The following is a 20,152-nucleotide window of genomic DNA, read 5'->3' on the forward strand; positions in this document are numbered from 1 at the left end:
TTGTTGCGCCCGTCACACCGGCGCACCGATTCGGGCCAATGTTGTCCCTCCCATACGCACGATCAGGAGGAAGGACGTCTCCCATGACCCAAACCCTGCACAGCCCCCGCCGGTCCGAATCGCTACAGCCTGCCTCGGCCCTGTCGCCCTTCAAGCGCTTCGCGGCCCTGCCCGAGGCGGCCGGACTCTACAACCCCGAACAGGAGAAGGACGCCTGCGGCCTGGCGATCATCGCCACCCTTCGCGGCGAACCCGGCTACGACATTGTGGAGGCGGCACTGACCGCCCTGCGCAACCTCGAACACCGCGGCGCGGTCGGTGCCGATGAGGGAACCGGCGACGGGGCCGGCCTGCTCATGCAGGTACCCGACGAGTTCTTCCGCGCGGTCACCGACTTCGAGCTTCCCGCCGCCGGGCAGTACGTGGTGGGCACCGCGTTCCTGCCGGCCGAACAGCGGGAGTCCGACGCCGCCAAAGCCGGCATCGAAGGCCTCGCCGCCGACGAGGGCCTGACCGTCCTGGGCTGGCGCGACGTCCCGGTCGTGGCCGACCTGGTCGGTGCCATGGCCCGGGCCTGCATGCCGTACTTCGCCCAGCCGTTCTTCGCATCGAGCACTGGCGAAACCTTGTCGCCCTTGGAACTCGACGGCCGCGCCTGGCGGATCCGCAAACGTGCCCAAAACAAGTTCGGCGTCTACTTCCCGTCGCTGTCCTCCCGGACCATCGTCTACAAGGGCATGCTGACCACCGCCCAGCTCGAACCGTTCTACCCGGACCTCTCCGACACCCGGTTCAAGACCAAACTCGCGATCGTGCACTCGCGCTTTTCCACGAACACGTTCCCGTCCTGGCCGTTGGCCCAGCCCTTCCGCACGATCGCGCACAACGGCGAGATCAACACGGTCAAGGGCAACCGGAACTGGATGCGCGCCCGGCAGTCCCAGCTGGCCAACCCGCTGCTGGGCGACAGCCCGGAGGAGCTCTACCCGATCTGCACGCCGGGCGCCTCGGACTCGGCCTCCTTCGATGAGGTCGCCGAACTGCTCTGGCTCTCCGGGCGTCCCATCACGCACTCGATCATGATGATGATTCCCGAAGCCTGGGAAAACCACGCCACGATGGACCCGGCCCGGCGCGCCTTCTACGAGTACCACTCGATGCTGATGGAACCGTGGGACGGACCCGCGGCGGTGTCCTTCACCGACGGTACCCTCGTCGGTGCCACCCTGGACCGCAACGGACTGCGGCCGGGACGGTACTGGATCACCGAAGACGGCCTCGTCGTCTTCGCGTCCGAGGTGGGCGTGATCGACGTCGAACCCGCCAAGGTGGTCAAGAAGGGCCGCGTCTCGCCCGGCAAGATGTTCCTGGTCGACACCGAAGCCGGCCGGATCATCGACGACTCCGAAGTCAAAGCCGAGATCGCCGCGGCCAACCCCTGGTCCGAGTGGGTCAAGGACAACCTGATCGACCTTGCGGACCTGCCCGAACGCGAGCACGTGGTGCACACCGCCGCCTCGGTCAACCTGCGCCAGCGCACCTTCGGCTACACCACCGAGGAGCTGAAAATCCTGCTCGGCCCGATGGCACGGACCGGAGCGGAACCGCTCGGCGCGATGGGGTCGGACACGCCGGTGGCGGTGCTGTCCAAGCGGCCCCGGCTATTGTTCGACTACTTCGTCCAGTCCTTCGCCCAGGTCACCAACCCGCCGCTGGATGCCATCCGCGAAGAGCTCGTCACGTCGCTGACGTGCGCGATCGGACCCAACGGGAACCTGCTGGACACCAAGCAGGTCCGTCAGCCGCAGGTTTCGCTGCCGTTCCCGGTGATCAACAACGACCAGCTCGCCAAGATCGCCAACATCGAAAACGCCGACGGCGACCGGGTTGCCATGAAGGTGCGCGGACTGTACCGGCCCGACGGCGGCGAGCACGCGCTCCGCGCCCGGCTGACCGAAATCTGCGAACAGGTCTCCGGCGCCATCAACCGCGGTGTGCAGTATGTGGTGCTCTCGGACCGCGACTCCAACGCCCAGTGGGCCCCGATCCCGTCTTTGCTGCTGGTCAGTGCCGTGCACCACCATCTGCTCCGCAGCGCCAACCGCACCAAGACGGCCCTAGTGGTCGAGGCCGGAGACGTCCGTGAGACCCATCATGTCGCCGTGCTGATCGGCTACGGCGCATCCGCGGTGAACCCCTACCTGGCCATGGAATCCGTGGAGCAGCTGATCTCGGCAGGCGACGTCACCGGCGTCACCGCGCAGGACGGCGTCTACAACCTGATCAAGGGCCTCGGCAAAGGCGTCCTGAAGATCATGTCCAAGATGGGCATTTCCACCGTCGCCTCCTACACCGGCGCGCAGACCTTCGAAGCACTCGGCCTGGGCCAGGACCTCGTGGACGAGTACTTCGCCGGCACGAACTCCCAGCTCGGCGGCGTCGGCCTCGACGTCATCGCCGCCGAGGTCGCCGCACGGCACCGGATGGCGTACCCGGAGAACGGCATCGAGGCCCCGCACCAGCCCCTGCTGGGCGGCGGCGAGTACCAGTGGCGGCGCGACGGGGAACCGCACCTGTTCAACCCCGAAACGGTCTTCCGGCTGCAGCACGCCACCCGGGAACGCCGCTACGACATCTTCAAGGCTTACACCCGCGGCGTGGACGACCAGTCCGAGAACCTGATGACCCTGCGCGGGCTGCTCAAGTTCAAGGACGGCCAGCGACCGGCGGTCCCGCTCGAAGAAGTCGAGCCGGTCTCCAGCATCGTCAAGCGGTTCTCCACCGGCGCGATGAGCTACGGCTCCATCTCGCAGGAGGCCCACGAGACCCTGGCGATCGCGATGAACCGGCTGGGCGGCAAGTCCAACACCGGTGAAGGCGGCGAGGACGTGGACCGGCTGCTGGATCCAACGCGCCGTTCTGCGGTCAAGCAGATCGCCTCAGGCCGCTTCGGGGTCACCAGCCTCTACCTGACCAACGCCGAGGACATCCAGATCAAGATGGCGCAGGGCGCCAAGCCCGGCGAAGGCGGCCAGCTGATGGCGCAGAAGGTCTACCCGTGGGTGGCCCGGACCCGCCACTCGACCCCCGGCGTCGGACTCATCTCACCGCCCCCGCACCACGACATCTACTCGATCGAGGACCTGGCGCAGCTGATCTACGACGCCAAGCGCGCCAACCCCTCGGCCAGGGTGCACGTCAAGTTAGTCTCCGAAGTCGGGATCGGCACCGTGGCGGCGGGCGTGACCAAGGCCAAGGCCGACGTCGTGCTGGTTTCCGGCCACGACGGCGGCACCGGCGCCTCGCCGCTGAACTCGCTCAAGCATGCCGGCGTGCCGTGGGAACTCGGCCTGGCCGAAACGCAGCAGACCCTGATGCTCAACGGCCTGCGCGACCGGGTGGTGGTGCAGGTGGACGGCCAGCTGAAGACCGGCCGCGACGTCGTCATCGCCGCGCTGCTCGGCGGCGAGGAATTCGGCTTCGCCACCGCGCCCCTGGTGGTCTCCGGCTGCATCATGATGCGCGTCTGCCACCTGGACACCTGCCCGGTGGGCGTCGCCACCCAGAATCCCGAGCTGCGCTCCCGTTTCAGCGGCAAGCCCGAATTTGTGGTCAACTTCTTCGAATTCCTGGCCGAGGAGGTCCGCGAAATCCTCGCGGAGCTCGGCTTCCGGAGCCTGGAGGAGGCGATCGGCCACGCCGAGATGCTCGACACGCGTGAGGCGATCAGCCACTGGAAGGCCGAAGGGCTGGACCTGGATCCGATCCTGCACGGCCTGGAATTCGACGCCGACGCGCCGCTGCGCAACCTCACCGGCCAGAACCACGAGCTGGACAAGCATTTCGACCAGCGCCTGATCGCGATGGCGGCCGAGGCGCTCAGCGACCGGACGCCGGTGAAAATCGCCGTCAACGTGATCAACACCGACCGGTCCGTCGGCACCATGCTCGGCCACGTGGTGACCAGGACCTTCGGCACGGACGTACTGGCCCCGGACACCATCGACGTCACCCTGACCGGCACCGCCGGCCAGTCGCTGGGCGCCTTCCTGCCGGCCGGAATCACCCTGCGGATGTTCGGCGACTCCAACGACTACGTCGGCAAGGGCCTCTCCGGCGGCAGGGTCATCGTCCGTCCTGACCGTTCCAACGTGTTCGCGGCGGAACGGAACGTGATCGCCGGCAACGTCATCGGCTACGGCGCCACCAGCGGCGAGCTGTTCCTCCGCGGCCAGGTGGGGGAGCGCTTCATGGTGCGCAACTCCGGTGCCACCGCGGTCGCCGAAGGCATCGGCGACCACGGCTGCGAGTACATGACCGGCGGGCAGGCCCTGATCATCGGGCGTACCGGCCGCAACTTCGGCGCCGGCATGTCCGGCGGTACGGCCTACGTTCTGGACCTGCGGCCGGAACGGGTCAACAAACAGGCCCTCGACGCCGGCGAGCTGCAGCTTTGCGAGCTCGACGCCGAGGACCGCGACATTGTCCATGGGCTGCTCAGCAAGCACCTCGAAGAGACGGAATCGCAGCACGCGGCCCGCCTCCTGGAGGACTTCGATGACACCGCAGCCCGCATCACCAAGGTGCTGCCGCGCGACTACGCGGCCGTCCTGCAAACCCGGCTCGACGCCATCGAAGAGGGCCTGGACCCCGACGGCGAAGAAGTTTGGTCTCGAATCCTGGAGGTGACCGGTGGCTGATCCACGCGGATTTCTGAAAGTACGCCAGCGTGAAACGCAGCCGCGCCGTCCGGTCCCGGTCCGCATCATGGACTGGAAAGAGGTTTACGAGGCCCAGGACAAGGGCGTCCTCAAGAGCCAGGCCGGCCGCTGCATGGACTGCGGGGTCCCGTTTTGCCATCAGGGCTGCCCGCTGGGCAACCTGATCCCGGAATGGAACGACCTCATCTGGCGGGACAAGGGCGAGGAAGCGATCGAGCGGCTGCACGCCACCAACAACTTCCCCGAGTTCACCGGCCGGCTCTGCCCGGCACCCTGCGAGGCGTCCTGCGTGCTGGGCATCAACCAGCCCGCCGTGACCATCAAGCAGGTCGAGGTCTCCATCGCGGACCAGGCCTTCGACCAGGGCTGGGTCCGCCCGCTGCCGCCGGCACGCCTGTCCGGCAAGACTGTCGCCGTCGTCGGCTCCGGCCCCGCCGGGCTCGCCGCCGCGCAGCAGCTGACCCGGGTGGGGCACACCGTTGCCGTCTACGAGCGCGACGACAAAGCCGGCGGCCTGCTGCGCTACGGCATCCCCGACTTCAAGATGGAAAAGGAGCAGGTGGACCGCCGGCTGGACCAGATGAAGGCCGAAGGCACCCGCTTCCGCACCGGCGTCGCGGTCGGCACGGACGTGACCTGGGAGCAGCTGCGCCGCCGCTACGACGCCGTCGTGGTGGCCACCGGTGCCACCGTCCCGCGGGACCTGCCGATCCCCGGCCGTGAGCTCGACGGCGTGCACTTCGCGATGGACTACCTGGTCCCGGCCAACCGCGCGGTCGCCGGCGAGACGGTGGAGAACCAGATCAACGCCGCGGGCAAGCACGTGGTGATCCTCGGCGGCGGCGACACCGGCGCGGACTGCCTCGGCACCGCCCACCGGCACCAGGCGGCGTCGGTGACCACGCTGGCCATCGGCAAGCAGCCGTCGGCCGAGCGGGCCCCGCACCAGCCCTGGCCGACCTTCCCCACCTTGTTCGAGGTGGCCAGCGCGCACGAGGAAGGCGGCGAACGCACCTACCTCGCCTCCACCGTCGAGTTCGTCGGCGAGGGCGGCAAACTGACCGGCGTGAAGGTGGCCGAAACGGAGTTCGTCGACGGGAAGCGGCTGCCCAAGGCCGGCACCGAGCGGATCATTCCTGCCGACCTCGTGTTCCTGTCCCTGGGCTTCACCGGGGCCGAGCCGGCCGGCATCACCGAGCAGGTGAACGCCGAGTTCGACGGGCGCGGGAACGTGGCACGGGACGGCTATTACATGACCAGCACCGAGGGCGTCTTCGTGGCGGGGGACGCCGGCCGTGGCCAGTCGCTGATCGTCTGGGCGATTGCCGAGGGCCGCGCCTGCGCCGCCGCCGTGGACAAGTTCCTGATGGGCAGCACCATTCTCCCGGCGCCGGTGGCGCCGACCGACCGGGCAATCGCGGTCCTGTAGTCCGGCCCAGCTGCGGCCGGGCCGGACATCGGCCGTTCTTCCCCGCGACACCTCAAAAGGTCCGCAAGACAACTAGGGTAGGCATATGAGACGCGCAAAAATTGTGGCAACATTCGGACCGGCGATCGCGAGCTTCGAGAACACGCTCGCCGTGTTGGAAGCCGGGGTCGATGTGGCCCGGATGAATATGAGCCATGGAGACTACTCCGTTCACGACACCACTTACGAGAACGTGCGCAAGGCCGCTGCGCAGCTCGGGAAGCCGGTCGCCATCATGGCCGACCTCCAGGGCCCCAAGATCCGGCTGGGCCGCTTCGTGGACGGCCCGCACCTGCTGGCCGCGGGGGACACCTTCACGATTACCACCGAGGACGTTCCGGGTACCAAGGACATCTCCTCCACCACGCTGAAGACTCTGACCGAGGACGTCAAGCCCGGGGATGCGCTGCTGATCGATGACGGCAAGGTGGCGCTGCGCGCGATCGAGGTCGACGACGTCAAGGTTGTCGCCACGGTCACGGTGGGCGGGTACGTGTCGAACAACAAGGGCATCAACCTGCCCGGCGTCGCCGTGAACGTGCCGGCCCTGAGCGAAAAAGACGAGGACGATCTGCGCTGGGCGATTGGCCGGGGCGTGGACATGGTGGCCCTGTCCTTCGTCCGGGATGCGACGGACATCAAGCGTGTCCTGGAGATCATGGACGAGGAAGGCCGGCGCGTGCCGGTGATCGCCAAGATTGAGAAGCCGCAGGCCGTGGAGCAGTTGACGGAGATCATCGACGCGTTCGACGCGATCATGGTGGCCCGAGGCGACCTCGGCGTGGAGCTTCCGCTCGAAGAGGTGCCGATCGTGCAGAAGCGGGCCATCGAGTTGGCCCGCCGCTGGGCCAAGCCCGTCATCGTGGCGACCCAGGTGCTCGAATCCATGATTGAGAACCCGCGGCCCACCCGGGCCGAGGCCTCGGACTGCGCCAATGCGGTCCTCGACGGGGCCGACGCGGTGATGCTCTCGGGCGAGACCAGTGTCGGCAAGTACCCGATTGAGACGGTCAAGGTGATGGCCCGGATCATCGAATCGACCGAGGTCCACGGCCTGGAGCGCGTCCCGCCGCTGGGCACCAAGCCCAAGACCCGCGGCGGCGCCATCACCCGTGCCGCCGTCGAGATCGCCGACCAGCTCGAAGCGAAGTACATCTGTACGTTCACCCAGTCGGGTGACTCCGCGCGCCGGCTCTCCCGGCTGCGGCCGATCCGGCCGGTGTTCGCGTTTACCCCGGTGGAGCACGTCTGGAACCAGTTGGCGCTGACCTGGGGCATCCAGCCGGTGCTGGTCCCGATGGTGGGCCACACGGACGAGATGACCGCCCAGGTGGACCGCAGCCTGCTGGAACTCGATGTGGTGGACGACGGCGACATGGTCGTCATCGCCGCCGGGTCGCCTCCCGGAAAAGCCGGCTCGACGAACATGCTTAAGGTCCACCGCGTCGGTGACCTGGCCGACGCCGGCAGCCACGGTGAGGCGGGGGTCGCCAAGGACAAGCTGGGCCCCTGGCCGGAAAAGAAAAAGCGGAACAGCAAGATCTAGTCCGTCATTACGGACAGACAAGGGAGGGCCCCGCCGCGTTGAGCGGCGGGGCCCTCCCTTCTGTTGTGCTCAGTGGTGTCGCCCGGTGGCGGTGCTGCGCCGCCGGGGTGGCTGCCTAGTTGACCTGGTTGATGATGGTTTCGGCCACTTCGCGCATGCTCAGGCGGCGGTCCATCGAGGTCTTCTGGATCCAGCGGAAGGCTTCCGGCTCGGTCAGGCCCATCTTGGTGGTCAGCAGGCTCTTGGCACGCTCCACCAGTTTGCGGGTGGCGAACTGCTCCTGCAGGTCGGTGACCTCGTTTTCGAGCGCCTTGATCTCTTCGTGGCGGGACAGCGCGATCTCGAGGGCCGGAATCAGGTCGTTGGGAGTGAAAGGTTTGACCACGTAGGCCATGGCACCGGCGTCGCGGGCCCGCTCGACGAGTTCCTTCTGGCTGAAAGCGGTCAGCAGGACCACGGGGGCGATCCTGGCCTTGACGATTTTTTCGGCCGCGGAGATGCCGTCCATGACGGGCATCTTGACGTCCATCAGCACCAGGTCAGGCTTCAGCTCTTCAGCCAGCTGCACGGCCTTCTCACCGTTGTCAGCCTCCCCGACGACGTCGTAGCCTTCGCCGCGGAGAATCTCGATGATGTCCAGGCGGATGAGGGTCTCATCTTCGGCGACCACGACGCGGCGTGCCGGCTGGGCGTTGGTGGTTGACTCCGTCTGTTCGGACACGGGATCTCCTTGGGGAAGGTACGGCGGGCACTGGTCCAGTTAAAGGTTGCCCGTTGGTGTACTGGGGGCCGGTTGGGTCGATGCGGCGTCACTGGCGCGATTCTGGAATTCAGCCTATCTGCATGTAGAGTAATTTCGCGCACCGGAAGCGATCGCGTTGCTCACAGCATCACGGAGCATGCGAAATATGACAGCCGGTGTACTCCGCGCCCGAGTGGCGGAATGGCAGACGCGCCGCACTCAAAATGCGGTATCGAAAGGTGTGTGGGTTCGAGTCCCACCTCGGGCACAGTGTTTCCCTGGTCAGAGGGGTTTTTGCTTTTAATGTGTTGACATTGACCCTCTGCGGATCCCTCTGACATTGCCGCGGCTTTGGCCTGGCGCCGGGATTGCCTATTCGGTTGTGTGGGTGGCGGGGTCAGGGTCCCGGCCTAGGAGCGTTCCGCCTGCTGGAATCTACGCTATGTGGCGGCCTTTCTTGCTGTTTCCGCTGGCCAGTTGTTGGCGTTCACTCGTTCATGGCCGAGAGTTATGGTGACGACATGACCAAGCCCGGGAATGCTGAGGCTTAGTATCTCCCTTACGGGGGACAGGTGATTCCTCGGGATTGCCTATTTTGGGGGTGCGAGTTGGGGTTCCGTTACCGCAAGTCAAAGAGCTTCGGGCCAGTGAGGATCACGGCGTCGAAGCGCGGGGTGAGTGCGAGCCTTGGGGCAGGCCCGTTCCGGGTTACAAAGTCCACGACGGGCCGAACGACCAGCACAGCGACGATCCCCGGAACGGGCGTCTCGTATGTGACCTCCAGTCCGAACCGCCGCTCGACACGGAACTCCGCTGTCCGGGCCTCTCAGCCGACTCGCCGGGAGGTCGTGCATCAGATCATCAGCGACGAGGCCTGGCAGGACCTCCTCGTTGCCGACGGGACGGCCGCGGCATCGAAGTTCCAGCGTGACTTCGTTCGCGCGGCCGTCGCACGTGCGACGGGCAAGCGCCCGAGCCTGATGCACCTGACCTTGGGACAGGCAGCGCAGATCCTGGAGCGGGTCGGCCAGGGCCCGGCTAAGCTGACTGGCGGCGGTCGCGGTGTGCCCGCGCTAGAGAAGACCGGGACGATTGCCCAGTGGACCTTGTTCGGGATGTTGGTGCTGATGGTGACGGTATCCTCGCCTGCGGGATTCCTGCTGGCCGCGGGGATTGTCGGGCTGATGTTCCTGTTGCGGAAGCGGCGCCGTGACCGGCAGGCATGGGAGGACGCGAACTGGGCCGGGAGTCCGGTCAGCGCCGCTCAAGGAATCGCAGTTCCTGATGCCCGGATCGAGGCACCGGGGAATCACGCCGCGTCAGAGCTGGCTGCGTTTGAAGGGAAGGCACCGATTTTGCCGGCCACTCGGCCCGCTTCCCCAGACCGGGGGCGGTACCAGGTCTCGCTCGGCCGTTCGGAATGGCCGAATGTCGAAGTCGTGGGAGAGCACGCGTACAGCAAGGCGATCAAATCCGCCCTCCGCGCCAGTAAGGCGCCAGTCGCTGTAGGGCGCGACAGCGAATCTGAAGGCGTCCAGATCGAACTCGTTGCCGAGCCGGACAACCCGCATGACGTGAATGCCATCAGCGTTCGTTGGCGGAACCAGGTCCTCGGCTATCTCAGTCGCGAAGACGCGATCCGCTACGCGCAACCGATCAGGAGAATCATTGCCAGTGGGCTCATCGCTGCCACGACGGCCCGCATCTGGGCGTACGACGGCGGTGAGCGGCTCCAAGCCCGAGTTACCGTGGCACTGCCCGAGCCCGAGCTGATTACGCCGCTCAACGAGGCGCCGACTGGCGTCAACACCCTTGTACCCTGGGGGTCAGCGATTCAAGTACTCAAGGAAGAGGACCATTTCGACATCCTTTTCAACCACGTTCCACCAGAAGGGGTCGGCCTCCTGCTAGTAAGTCTGCACAGGGCGATCCGCATTCTGAAGAACGGCGTCGAGCGTCCGTTTGTCGAGGTGCGGCTCGACGGCGAACGCGTAGGTGAGCTCAGCAACATCACATCTGCGCATCTATTGCCGCTTCTCGAACACACCGAGACAATCGGGGAAACCGCCCTTGCCTACGCAAAATTGTCCGGTTCTGCCCTTGCTGCCCAGCTCGTTCTGCACGTGGCCAAGGCCACCGAGATCAGCAACGACTGGCTATCCGAGGGGCCACACTCCGCGCCCAAGCTCCTCCCAAGGGCCGCGGAGTACGACGTTCCACCCGCTTACGCCATTTAGGCGGTATTCTGCGGGACTGGCTGAACAACGGTAGATCCATCGCGATTCAGCCAGTCCCTACGAATGGACTATTCGTTGGGTTCGGGCTTGGGTTCGAGGGTGGTGGTTGCGTCGAGGGCGTCGTCGACGACGATGAGGTAGTTATCGCGTCCGGCGGCGAGGGGGATGGAGTGCTCGCCGTACTTGTCGTAGGCGAGGTTGACGGCGTCGGCGGCTTCTGTGATGTTGAGTCGTCGCAGGAGCCGGGCGATGTCGAGGGTGTCTTTGTCGCGTTCGGCGGCGATTTTCATGGCCAGGAGTGTTTCGGTGTCTGCGGCCTGGATGGTGAGTCCGTCGAGCTGCTCAATGTCGACCCATGTGGCGTTCTCGGGGACGAAGGCTGAGGCGTTGGTGTTGAGCCAGTCGGGCGCGAGGTCGTAATCTGAGGCCATGTCGGCGACGACTGCGTGGATGGCGTGTGGGTCGGCGTAGCTGGCGTCAATGTCGGCGGTGGGGCGGTTGCCGATCCCTTGGAGGATGAGCGCGGCACCGCCAACGAGTTTGACATGGCCGTGGGCGCCGGCAGCCTGCAGGCGCCTGCCGAGTTCATGGAGGAGTGCACGGATTTGTGCGGCGGTGAGTTCTCCGCCGGTCATGCCGTGGCCAGGCTGCGCTCGCGGATAAAGACGTTCAACGCGGCGAGTTCCGGCGGGGTCTCGCTGCGGGTGAGTTCCTTCATGGGAGTTCGGACGCTGCGATAAGACTCTGCCGGCATCCAGGCCTGGTCGAGGGGCTTAACCCGTCGCGTCCAGGATGGCGTGGGTTGGCCGAGTCGGTGCGCGGTGTAGTTGGTGATGCCGGCGAGGGCTGCTGACCAGTGTGGGTCTTTGAGGCGGGGGCTGCGCTGGAGCAGCGGGGTGCCGGCGGTCAGGGATGCGGTGGCGTAGTCGGCGAGCATCTTGATCGCGAACTCAAAGTCCCGCTCGGCGAGAAGCCGGGTGAAGGTTGTCGCGTAATCGCGCCGTGCCGGGTCGAAGTCGCTGCCGCGGGGGATGGGATCTGTGGCGGCCAGGGTTAGGCCGAGGGCGGCCATGACGGCTAGGGTTTTGCCGAGTTCGGCGCGGTCGTGGCCGGCTTCCAGAACGATGAGAAATTTCCGTGACACTCCGGCTCTGTCGGCAAGAGTTTGCTGGGACAGCCCGCGGGCTGTGCGGCGGGTGCGGATAATGGCCCCGGCCTTTGCCGGCGATTCGATGGTGCTGTCTAGTGTCATGGCATCCTCCTGTGATCTGTCCAGTATGTCACCGAATGGTGACATTGACGCCATTGCTGGGCGGGCCGCGTGTCCGGCCGGGGCTGTCATGTCCTGTGTCGTCCAACGGGCCAGGAATATGTCGGAAATCGCCGGCGGATGGAAGGGAGCGGGTGAAGTACATGGACCCTCGATTGGTGGCCGAATGTCATGACTCGGCCGTGTCGGTGCTGGCGCCTCGTCGTGGTGGTTCGGTGGTCGCTGGCGTCTGCCGGTTGCTGCCGCAAAGCAAAAAAAAGGGGGTGTGCACAATGTGCACACCCGGGGCTTCGGATCGGTTCGAACTGGTGGCGGATCGGGCCGGATTGCCGATGTTTCCGGGACTTCCCAGTGTTTCCAAGGGCTGGAATGCAGTTCGAGTCCCACCTCCGGCACAGTGTTTCCGCAGGTCAGTGGCTTTTTTGGTGTTTTTTCGTGTGGACAGTGTTCACACACTTGCCTCTGATCTGATGTTCCGGGTGTGTGGGGTCCCGGTTAGATCTATTCGGTTGTGGGGGAGTGGCTGACTACGGCGGAGCGCGTACCGCCCTGTGGGGCCCCTTCTGGGAGATCATCTTCGTTCGTTCTTTGGGTCTTCGCGTTCACTACTTCATAGTGGCCGGGACCATGTACAACGTGACTTGTTGACTATTCTTTAGATTGGGCCAGAGGTTGCGGCGGCTCCTGAATTTCCGCTCTGATACGTGTTCGTGCAGGAGTGCGTCGGGAACAGCATGACGTGGGAACTGATGCGGAGCCGATCTCGAACCGTTTGGCTCGCCGCTGAAAGCTGTCGCGCCGCTTGCCCCGCGCGATCGGGTCCGGTCAGAAGCCGGCCAGACGCGCCACCAGCGCGTAGATCCCCCAGACGCCGGCGACCAGCAAGATGCCGAGATAGCCGAGGACAAGCCTGGTGTCGCGGAGGTAGCAATTCGACTTCTTTAGGCCCTGCCGGCGTGCTTTCCAGTAGCCGATGAACCCAATGGCCGCGAACACGGCGAGGGCCGCCGGACCGGTCAGCCATCCCAAAAGGGCGATGGTAGCGAAGATGCAGAGGCGCAGCGGATCGAAAGGCGGGGTGGTGGCGTGCGGAAGTGGGTCGGTGTCCGGTGGGGCGCCGTGGCCGGCGCGCACCAGCTGCGACGGCAAAGGCCCGGATGCAATGCGCCGGGCGTCGGAATCGGAGCTCATCATCGTCCTTTGAGCTGGCGTACCGGGAGCATCTGCCGGCCCGTGGCAGTGCTCATTCGTTGCCTGGACAGGGCCGGCCACGCCTGGACGGCGCAGAAAGGGGCGCACTGATGATCGCCCGCGTCACTCTTGGTCCCCACATGGACGCAGCATTGCGTGAGCCGTTCCTCGATCATTGTCGAAATGTCCATGAATGGCTTGACCATGATCCGGGTGACGCGTTCGGCGAGCAGCCTGCGCAGCCGTTGCTGCTGGCCGGGAAGCTTGCCGGCTGCCAGCGTGGTCAGCGTGCCGATTCCGAGGTCACACTGCGTGCAGATGTTTTTCCATAGGTCCGCCGTCCGCGGGTGGGACAGCGATGACTGTTCGCTGAGCAGGTCGAGTAGCGAGGACTTCATGAGGTTTCGCAGCTCAAGCGGGATCGCGCTGTCAGCGATGCGGTTGGCGATGCTGTCAGGGTTGATCTCCAGCCACGCGAGCAGCTGATCGTGCCCGATGAGGGCGGTAAGCGACCGCCAGACCCCGGCGTCGTCCTTCAGCAGGTAGCCGACGGACGCGCAGTGCGGATGTGAGCACGGGAGGGCTGTCAGGTCATGCCACGAGACCACCCCGTTCGTTTGCCCTGCCAGCCGTTCCAGGACGCCCGTGTGGGTGAGCCGGTCCATGGGATCGATGCCGTGCCCGCGGCCGGAACCGAACACCGGCTGAAGCGCAACCCCACCCACGAACGGGGTTTCCAATGCCCTCATGACGACGGCGCCGACCTCGCCGTCGTTGACGCCGAGTGTTGCCGTCATCGTCAGGGTCGTGAAGATGCCCGCCTCGGACAGGCGCGAGATTGCCGCGTCCTTGAAGCGGTTCAGATCTCCCCCGCGGTGGTGGAGTGACGCCTCCTTGGAGGGGCCGTCGTATTGCAGGTAGACCTCGACCCGGTCCCGGTGTTTGGCAAGTACGGAGAGCAGCTCGTCGTCGGTGGCGATCAACATGCCGTTGCTGTTCACCATGATCCGGACTATCGGTCGGGCAACAAGCTCGTCCAGCAGCTCAGCGAGCTGGGGATAGAGTGTGGGCTCGCCGCCGGACAGCATCAGCACATCAAGGCGCCCATTCTCACGGGCTATCCGTGCGTCGACATTCGCAAGCACCTCGTCGAGGGGCGCAACTCCCTGCAGCTGCGGACCGGACGCGGTGAAGCAGGTGGGGCAGCGCAGATTGCAGTGCTCGATGATGTCCTGCAAGAGGATGCACGTGTGCTGCGTCTGCATGGCCGGAAGCCCGTACGCGTACGCCTCGGGCACCGGCCGGAAGTTGTCGGCCTGGTCGGGGATGTGCTGCTTGGTCGGTGCCTGCCACTTCTCCAGATAGCGCAGGATTTCCGGCGACTCGTCGTACAAGGTGCGTACCAGGCCGTGGTCCGGGCAGCCACGTTCGAGCCAGACCCGGTCATCGCGGATTAGCAACGCGCCGGAGAGACGGCGCACCTGCGCGAGCGGGGGGTTTGTCTCGTGGCAGCGGGGGCAGAACGCCGTGACATACCGGTGGATCCGGTCACCTCGCAGTGGCTGGCCTGGGCCAGGCTGCGTCCGTCGTGACACTGGGGGCGAAGGATTCATTTCAGGCCTTTCATCTGCGCGAGGTATCCGACGCAGATCCCACCGCCGAGCAGTGAGAAAATTCCCAGGCCCATGAGCAGCCCAGCACCCAGCCGGGACGTGCGTGGCCGGACCGCCAGCACAATGGCTATCGCCAGGTAGACAGCGATTGGTATGAACGCTGCAGGCCCGGCGAGGAAGGTCTTGTAGCCTTCATCCGGAGCGATACCTCTTGTTGTCCCGAAATATAGGGCATAAAGGGCAGGAGCCCCTAACAGGATTCCGAGCACCATGAGGCCGAGCCCTGGTTCAGAGGGCGGCTCCTCTTCTCGGGGCGGTGGCAGTGGGCTCCAGGCTTCTTCGGGGTTGTCCTCGCTCATGCCAGTCTTCTTTCCAACTTTGGGCGGAGTGGTTTCCCGAAGACCCGCACCATCCGCCAGAACAGCAGGGGGAGAATCATCAGGAGGAACCATTGAGGGCGGCTCATCCCCAGCCAAAGCACCTCGTTGCCGCGTACGAATTCGACTCCGAACCGGAACAAGGCGTAGGACGTCACGTAGCAGATGAAGAGGTCGCCAGGATGAGGCAGGCGGTCCCGATAACGCCACATGAGCACGAATGCGGTTGCGTGGAACACGATCTCGTAGGCAAAGGACGGATGGAGCCCGACCCCGGACGGCCCGCCGAGCAGCGCCGCCTGTGCGGGGGTGAGATCGATCCCCCAGGTTCCCCCGGTCGGGGTGCCGGGCAGTTCGGTGAGGAGGCAGCCGATCCGCCCGATAAGGAGCGCCAGCGCGACGGCGGGAGCGAGCAGATCACCGGTGGACTCACGGTAGCCTGTTAGCCGCTTGCCGAGGTGGACGCCGAACCAGGCACCGACCAGACCCGCGAGGATACTGCGGTCGCCGTTGCCCCACCAATCCGCCAAGGAGACCTGCCGGGAAAAATCCCACGTGAGCAACCGCGATCCGATGGCCCCAAAAGCGACGGCGAATCCTGCGACGGGCCAAAGCCGGGGGTCGTTGAGGCCTCGACGGCGCTTCTCATAGGCGTAAAACAACAGGGCTGCGAAGATTCCCAGCCCTACCAGAAAGCCATGCACCAGCCCATCTCCCGCGAAGGGAAGCCCGATCATGAGCAGAGTGTAGCAGTGGGTGCAATGGACCGTTCCTTATCAGCCCTACCCTGCGTCAGGCGGTACCGCGCGAACTGTTTGAGCCGCCGCAGGAGGCTGTCGCCCCGCGGGTGGGGGACGGCGTCGGCCGGTTCGGCGGTGAGGTCGACGTGTTTGGTGCCGTACTGCGCGAGCAGCAAATCATCGCCATCAGTTCGGTGTGTTGCGGTGATCGCAGGATCTGGAAGTCGGCGCCACCGGCCAGTACTTGTTCGTTCAGCCGGGGACCCCGGACCTCGCCGCTGGGGCACTACTCCAAATAGTCACCCCCAGGGGCTTGCCTACGCGCGGCCCGGTGTTAAGCGTCGCGTGCTAGTCAGTTCGTGCCGGCGGGTCAAGGCCACGCAGCCGACAATCATCCATGCAAGTGCGGCGTACCCCCAGGGATAAATCTGCTGGGCCGGGCCTGATGTCAGGGGGTTAAGGATGAACTGGAATGCAGAGAGGCTCGCGTGCATGAGCACGGCGAGCAGAAGGCTACCGGTGCGCTCATAGACCCAAACCATCAGCACGCGGTAGGCGGTGAGTTGTCCTATGAGAACGGTGACGAGCCATAAAGACAGGAAGATCTCCAGGGGTATCCCGCCGTTTGTCCCGCCTCCGCCCCAGTAACTGACGAAGAAATGCCACGCTCCCCAAAGCACTCCCACTAGGATTCCCGTCCATAGGACACTGAGTCGCTGGCCGGCCCTGGGTGTGGCGAATCCTGTCCAGCCGATCTCTTCGCACAGCCCAACCACCAGGCCCAGTACGGTTCCCATCAGGACAGTGCCGGGTTTGTCGGCGACGGTGGCGATCCGCGGGGCATAGTCGGGGGACCATTGCCACAGAACCAGGACGACGGCGGCCGTCGTGACGGGGGCCACCAGCAATGCCAGCGCATACCACCGGCCGCCCACACGCCATCGCAGCAGTCTGGATCCAAGTTCGCGGTAGCCCGCACGGCCGGAAACTACCCCGGTCAGCAGTAGACTCGCAACCGCTGGTCCGAAGAGCATCGCCGGAACTGTGAAGGGAACGGTCCGCTGGAACTCTTCGGGGGTTGGCGCGAGACCTCCGGTGTAGGCCCAGACTGCCAGCACAATGCATCCCCACGACAAGAGGAACGTCACCGCAAAGTAGGACCACAGCGGATGCCCTGTGATCGATTCCCGCACTGTATCCAAGAAATCCTCCCGAGTGCGATCCCGTCTTCATCTACTCTCGAAAAAGCCGTTGATCCCGTTCACCAGCATCGGGGCGTGGGAAGGAAGCCAAATAGGGCACTCCGGCCCGTCAACCAAACGGGTCCCGTCAGCGGGCCTGCCAGGGAGCGCAAGGCGCACAATATGAACTAATCCCGGTCAGGCCCCAGGCGGGGGAAAAGCGTCTCGGAATTTCGGCGATCTATCGCCGCGCGCACGGCCGGGTCAAGCGGATAATTCTCATACTGCATGTTCAGGAAACCGATCGCCGCAGAGGGTGCAAACGGGAAGTCAGTTCCGTACGTGATGCGGCCCGTGTCAGCTACCTCAAGCAAGCTGGGAAGGGCCGCCGGGCTGGCGGACAGGGCCACGTCGTAATAAAACCGCCGCAAGATGGACTGCCTCTTATCTCCTAGCGCCGCCAGCGCGCTGAGGGCCAGATCCCTATCATTGAGCATCGTCAGCAGGATCCGATAGGCGATGTAAGGCACAAAACCGCCCGCGTGGGCCAGGATGAACTTAATTCCCGAGAACTTCTCCATCGCACCGGACAAGACCAAGCTGATAGCGGCGCGGGTGGTGTCTAGCAGGAAATCCGCGGCGAAGCCGGGTATGCCCGGCGCCGCCAGAGCCGGCAGTTCACCGGGGTGGATGAACACTACGGCCCGGCGGTGGTGCAGGAACTCCAGCAGAGGCGCAAACCCCGGGTCGCCCAGGTAGCGGCCGTCGTTGTTGGCCAGCAACACGATCCCGTTCGCGAGCAGGGTGTCCAGGGCGTACTGTGCCTCCGCCAGGGCGCCTTGCACGTCCGGCAGCGTGAGCGTCGCGAAGAACCCGAACCGCTCAGGCCGGGCCGCCACCACCTCTGCACTGTATTCGTTGATCTCCCGCGCCAGCCGCCGCGCCTCCGCGGCGTCCCCGAAGTACACGCCGGGCGTGGACAGGGACAAGATGCCGGTCTGCACGTCGTGCCTGTCCATGAACTTCAAGGCCGAGCGCTCGGACCACGACGGCAGGGCGATGCCGCCCGGGCGGATGCCCTTTTCATGCATCCAGCGCGCATACCCAGGCGGAACGATGTGCTGGTGAGTGTCAATGCGGTACGGCGGGCGCATCCAAATCCTTGTCTGTGCTCGTTTCGCTGATACGCGGGACCCTGAGCAGATGTGAACAACTTACTCGCAGGTTCGACCCATGGGCAGCCCTCCGGGCGGGGCAGGGGAGTTCGCGCGGGAATGAATGAACACCGGGCGCAAAGTTCATCGCGAGTGGGTCGAAAAGACCTTCGCTCCGCCGTTGGACCGCCTCCAGGCCGGCGCACGGGACGAGGCGGTCGACCTGCTCGCAGCTGCTACGGACCTTCATACGCGGAAGCTCCTGCGCCGGGACCATTGGCTGACACGCTCAGCGGTCGAGGCGCGAATGCGGCACCTCGTCGACGCAGTGTTGGCGTCACCGGCCAGAAGCACCGAGGAGAAGGAGAACGCTATGTCCCGCCTGCTGTTCTTGACATGGGACGGTGGCGGCAACGTGCCGCCCGCCCTCGGAATCGCCGCCGAGTTGCGGCGGAGAGGCCATACCGTGCGGTTCCTCGGGCACGAGGTCCAGCGCGACGCCTTCGAGGCGGCGGGCTTCGCCTTTGATGCATCCGGGTCCGCCAGGCCTTGGTCGTGCCTGAACCGGCACTCCGACCGCGCCGCTCCCGGTCTCGGTGGTCCTCACCACTGGGCAAGCTGTCGACCCCAGCAAACCCGGGTCTGTCCTCGGGCCAGCCAGGGGCTGAGTGTTGCAGTCCTAGTCTGGGGTCGAGTCCGTGCCCGATTGGGGATCATCGTCGAGGTCTGGTTCTGGGGGCAACGCGCCGCCCTCACCTTTCCATCTGTGCAGCTGCTTCTCCGCAACCTCACCTGTATCTGTGGCCCGTGCTTCAACCGGGCCATCATGCCTGGGTTCGCTCATGTCCAAACTGTAGCCTGCCTCCTAGCGGCGGACAAGGAACCACCAGAGCCGCTGGCGTCCCGCTATGACCGGGCGTTCGTGCGCGAACACCTGCAGCGAGGCTGGAGGCCCCGCAGTGTCTGTGGCAGCAACACGCTGCGCGTTCATTTCCCGGGACAACCCGAAGTTGCAACCCGATTGCCGGCCACCGCCCGCTACAGAATCCAGCAATAAACTCCGGGCTGATGCCTTTTCGCACTCAGAGTGTTCCAGCCCCCGGAGTGTTCAAACGCGGAAGGACTCCTCAGTGATCGGCGGCTGCCCCCGCGGTCAACCGGCACAGCCTGCCGTAGCGGTCGGCCAGTTCCTCGGGAGTGAGTTCGCCGTCGATCCGGTACCACTGGGCCACGCCGGTGCACATGGTGGTGATGGCGCGGCTGGTCTCGCGGGGGTGGGGCGCGTCGAAGATCCCGTCGGCCACCCCCTCGTCAATGATCCCGCTGAGCAGCGCCTGCTGCCGGTCGCGGGCCGCAATGTGCTCGGCACGGGCGGATCCCGCCAGGCTGCGGATCTCGCTGAGGGCAATGAACGCGAGCTCGCCCCGGTGTGCGTGGAAGAGGGTGAGGCAGCGGATTAGCCGGTCGAACCGGTCCAGTACCGACTGCGGTCCGTCGGCCAGGGCGGCCGTGCTCCGGTTCCAGAGCTCGTTCATGGCCGCGTCGTCGAGGGCCACGAGTAGTGCCTGCTTCGAGGGGAAGTGGTGGTACAGGCCGGGTACTGACAATCCGGCCCGAGTGGCGACCTGGCGGATCGTCGTCCCGTGGTAGCCGTTTTCCATGAAGCAGGCCAAGGCGCCAGCGAGGGCCGGGTGTAGGGCTGGCGGCGAGAAATCCTGCCACCCTCCCACGCCGCTCGCAGCCCCCGGCCGCCCTGCGCTCGTCGTCGCTGATTGCTTGGCACCGTGTCCCACCATGCCCCCTTGCCGTAGTTGTAGATCTACACTATATTCGATCAAACCGAGCGAGCGCTCGGTAAAGTGTTTGAAGTCACTTAGAAATTCACTGTCCTCTGTTCAACGAAGAAGAGACT

At 65.4% G+C, this 20,152-nt stretch carries 14 protein-coding genes, 1 tRNA gene and 1 pseudogene; 5 read left to right on the forward strand and 11 right to left on the reverse strand.

Translation table 11 applies throughout. The annotated features are described in order from the left end of the window. Positions 1 to 83: 83 nt before the first annotated feature. From gltB to pyk, 3 genes are all read left to right on the forward strand, one after another. On the forward strand, positions 84 to 4,700 hold the full coding sequence (gltB, locus tag AC3ANP_RS13005; RefSeq protein ID WP_488330578.1) for a glutamate synthase large subunit: 4,617 nt from the start codon (positions 84 to 86) through the stop codon (positions 4,698 to 4,700). Continuing rightward, on the forward strand, positions 4,693 to 6,150 hold the full coding sequence (locus tag AC3ANP_RS13010) for a glutamate synthase subunit beta (RefSeq protein ID WP_488330579.1): 1,458 nt from the start codon (positions 4,693 to 4,695) through the stop codon (positions 6,148 to 6,150). Before gltB ends, AC3ANP_RS13010 begins: the two co-directional genes overlap by 8 nt. Before the next feature lie 85 nt (positions 6,151 to 6,235). Beyond that, positions 6,236 to 7,735 carry a pyruvate kinase gene (pyk, locus tag AC3ANP_RS13015; protein ID WP_488330580.1) on the forward strand — a complete coding sequence of 500 codons (1,500 nt, stop codon included), beginning with the start codon at positions 6,236 to 6,238 and terminating at the stop codon, positions 7,733 to 7,735. A gap of 115 nt (positions 7,736 to 7,850) precedes the next feature. Here the strand turns inward: pyk and AC3ANP_RS13020 are convergent, their stop codons facing one another. Next, positions 7,851 to 8,456, reverse strand: coding sequence for an ANTAR domain-containing response regulator (locus AC3ANP_RS13020; protein WP_488330581.1), 606 nt, complete (start codon positions 8,454 to 8,456; stop codon positions 7,851 to 7,853). A gap of 208 nt (positions 8,457 to 8,664) precedes the next feature. Between AC3ANP_RS13020 and AC3ANP_RS13025 the strand changes: the two genes are divergently transcribed. Beyond that, positions 8,665 to 8,745 (forward strand) — tRNA-Leu (locus AC3ANP_RS13025). Positions 8,746 to 9,325: 580 nt separating this feature from the next. After that, positions 9,326 to 10,714 carry an HIRAN domain-containing protein gene (locus tag AC3ANP_RS13030; protein ID WP_488333054.1) on the forward strand — a complete coding sequence of 463 codons (1,389 nt, stop codon included), beginning with the start codon at positions 9,326 to 9,328 and terminating at the stop codon, positions 10,712 to 10,714. A gap of 68 nt (positions 10,715 to 10,782) precedes the next feature. On the opposite strand, the gene AC3ANP_RS13035 is transcribed toward AC3ANP_RS13030, so the two are convergent. The 10 genes and pseudogenes from AC3ANP_RS13035 to AC3ANP_RS13080 form a co-directional block, all read right to left on the reverse strand. Beyond that, positions 10,783 to 11,349, reverse strand: coding sequence for a DUF6036 family nucleotidyltransferase (locus AC3ANP_RS13035; RefSeq protein ID WP_488330582.1), 567 nt, complete (start codon positions 11,347 to 11,349; stop codon positions 10,783 to 10,785). Continuing rightward, positions 11,346 to 11,966 carry a helix-turn-helix domain-containing protein gene (locus tag AC3ANP_RS13040; protein ID WP_488330583.1) on the reverse strand — a complete coding sequence of 207 codons (621 nt, stop codon included), beginning with the start codon at positions 11,964 to 11,966 and terminating at the stop codon, positions 11,346 to 11,348. Before AC3ANP_RS13040 ends, AC3ANP_RS13035 begins: the two co-directional genes overlap by 4 nt. A gap of 843 nt (positions 11,967 to 12,809) precedes the next feature. Then, positions 12,810 to 13,175 (reverse strand): hypothetical protein, encoded by a 366-nt coding sequence (locus AC3ANP_RS13045; protein ID WP_488330584.1) that lies wholly within the window; start codon positions 13,173 to 13,175, stop codon positions 12,810 to 12,812. Beyond that, the gene (locus AC3ANP_RS13050; RefSeq protein WP_488330585.1) at positions 13,175 to 14,656 is read right to left on the reverse strand and encodes a radical SAM protein; all 1,482 of its coding nucleotides are present in this window, start codon (positions 14,654 to 14,656) and stop codon (positions 13,175 to 13,177) included. The genes AC3ANP_RS13045 and AC3ANP_RS13050 overlap by 1 nt, the downstream gene beginning before the upstream one ends. A gap of 128 nt (positions 14,657 to 14,784) precedes the next feature. After that, positions 14,785 to 15,147, reverse strand: coding sequence for a hypothetical protein (locus tag AC3ANP_RS13055; RefSeq protein WP_488330586.1), 363 nt, complete (start codon positions 15,145 to 15,147; stop codon positions 14,785 to 14,787). Next, complete coding sequence (locus tag AC3ANP_RS13060) at positions 15,144 to 15,902, reverse strand: prolipoprotein diacylglyceryl transferase (protein ID WP_488330587.1); 759 nt, start codon at positions 15,900 to 15,902, stop codon at positions 15,144 to 15,146. Before AC3ANP_RS13060 ends, AC3ANP_RS13055 begins: the two co-directional genes overlap by 4 nt. Further along, a pseudogene (locus tag AC3ANP_RS13065) lies at positions 15,899 to 16,087 on the reverse strand (hypothetical protein); the annotation flags it as partial. The gene AC3ANP_RS13060 and the pseudogene AC3ANP_RS13065, both read right to left, overlap by 4 nt. A 135-nt stretch (positions 16,088 to 16,222) precedes the next feature. Continuing rightward, on the reverse strand, positions 16,223 to 17,098 hold the full coding sequence (locus tag AC3ANP_RS13070; protein ID WP_488333055.1) for a CPBP family intramembrane glutamic endopeptidase: 876 nt from the start codon (positions 17,096 to 17,098) through the stop codon (positions 16,223 to 16,225). 176 nt (positions 17,099 to 17,274) lie between these two features. Continuing rightward, the gene (locus AC3ANP_RS13075; RefSeq protein WP_488330588.1) at positions 17,275 to 18,240 is read right to left on the reverse strand and encodes an amidohydrolase family protein; all 966 of its coding nucleotides are present in this window, start codon (positions 18,238 to 18,240) and stop codon (positions 17,275 to 17,277) included. Between the two features lie 1,127 nt (positions 18,241 to 19,367). Then, positions 19,368 to 19,901, reverse strand: a complete 534-nt coding sequence (locus AC3ANP_RS13080) for a TetR/AcrR family transcriptional regulator (RefSeq protein WP_488330589.1) — start codon at positions 19,899 to 19,901, stop codon at positions 19,368 to 19,370. Between the last annotated feature and the right edge of the window lie 251 nt (positions 19,902 to 20,152).

It is taken from the genome of Arthrobacter sp. JB02-1C (genome assembly GCF_057748045.1).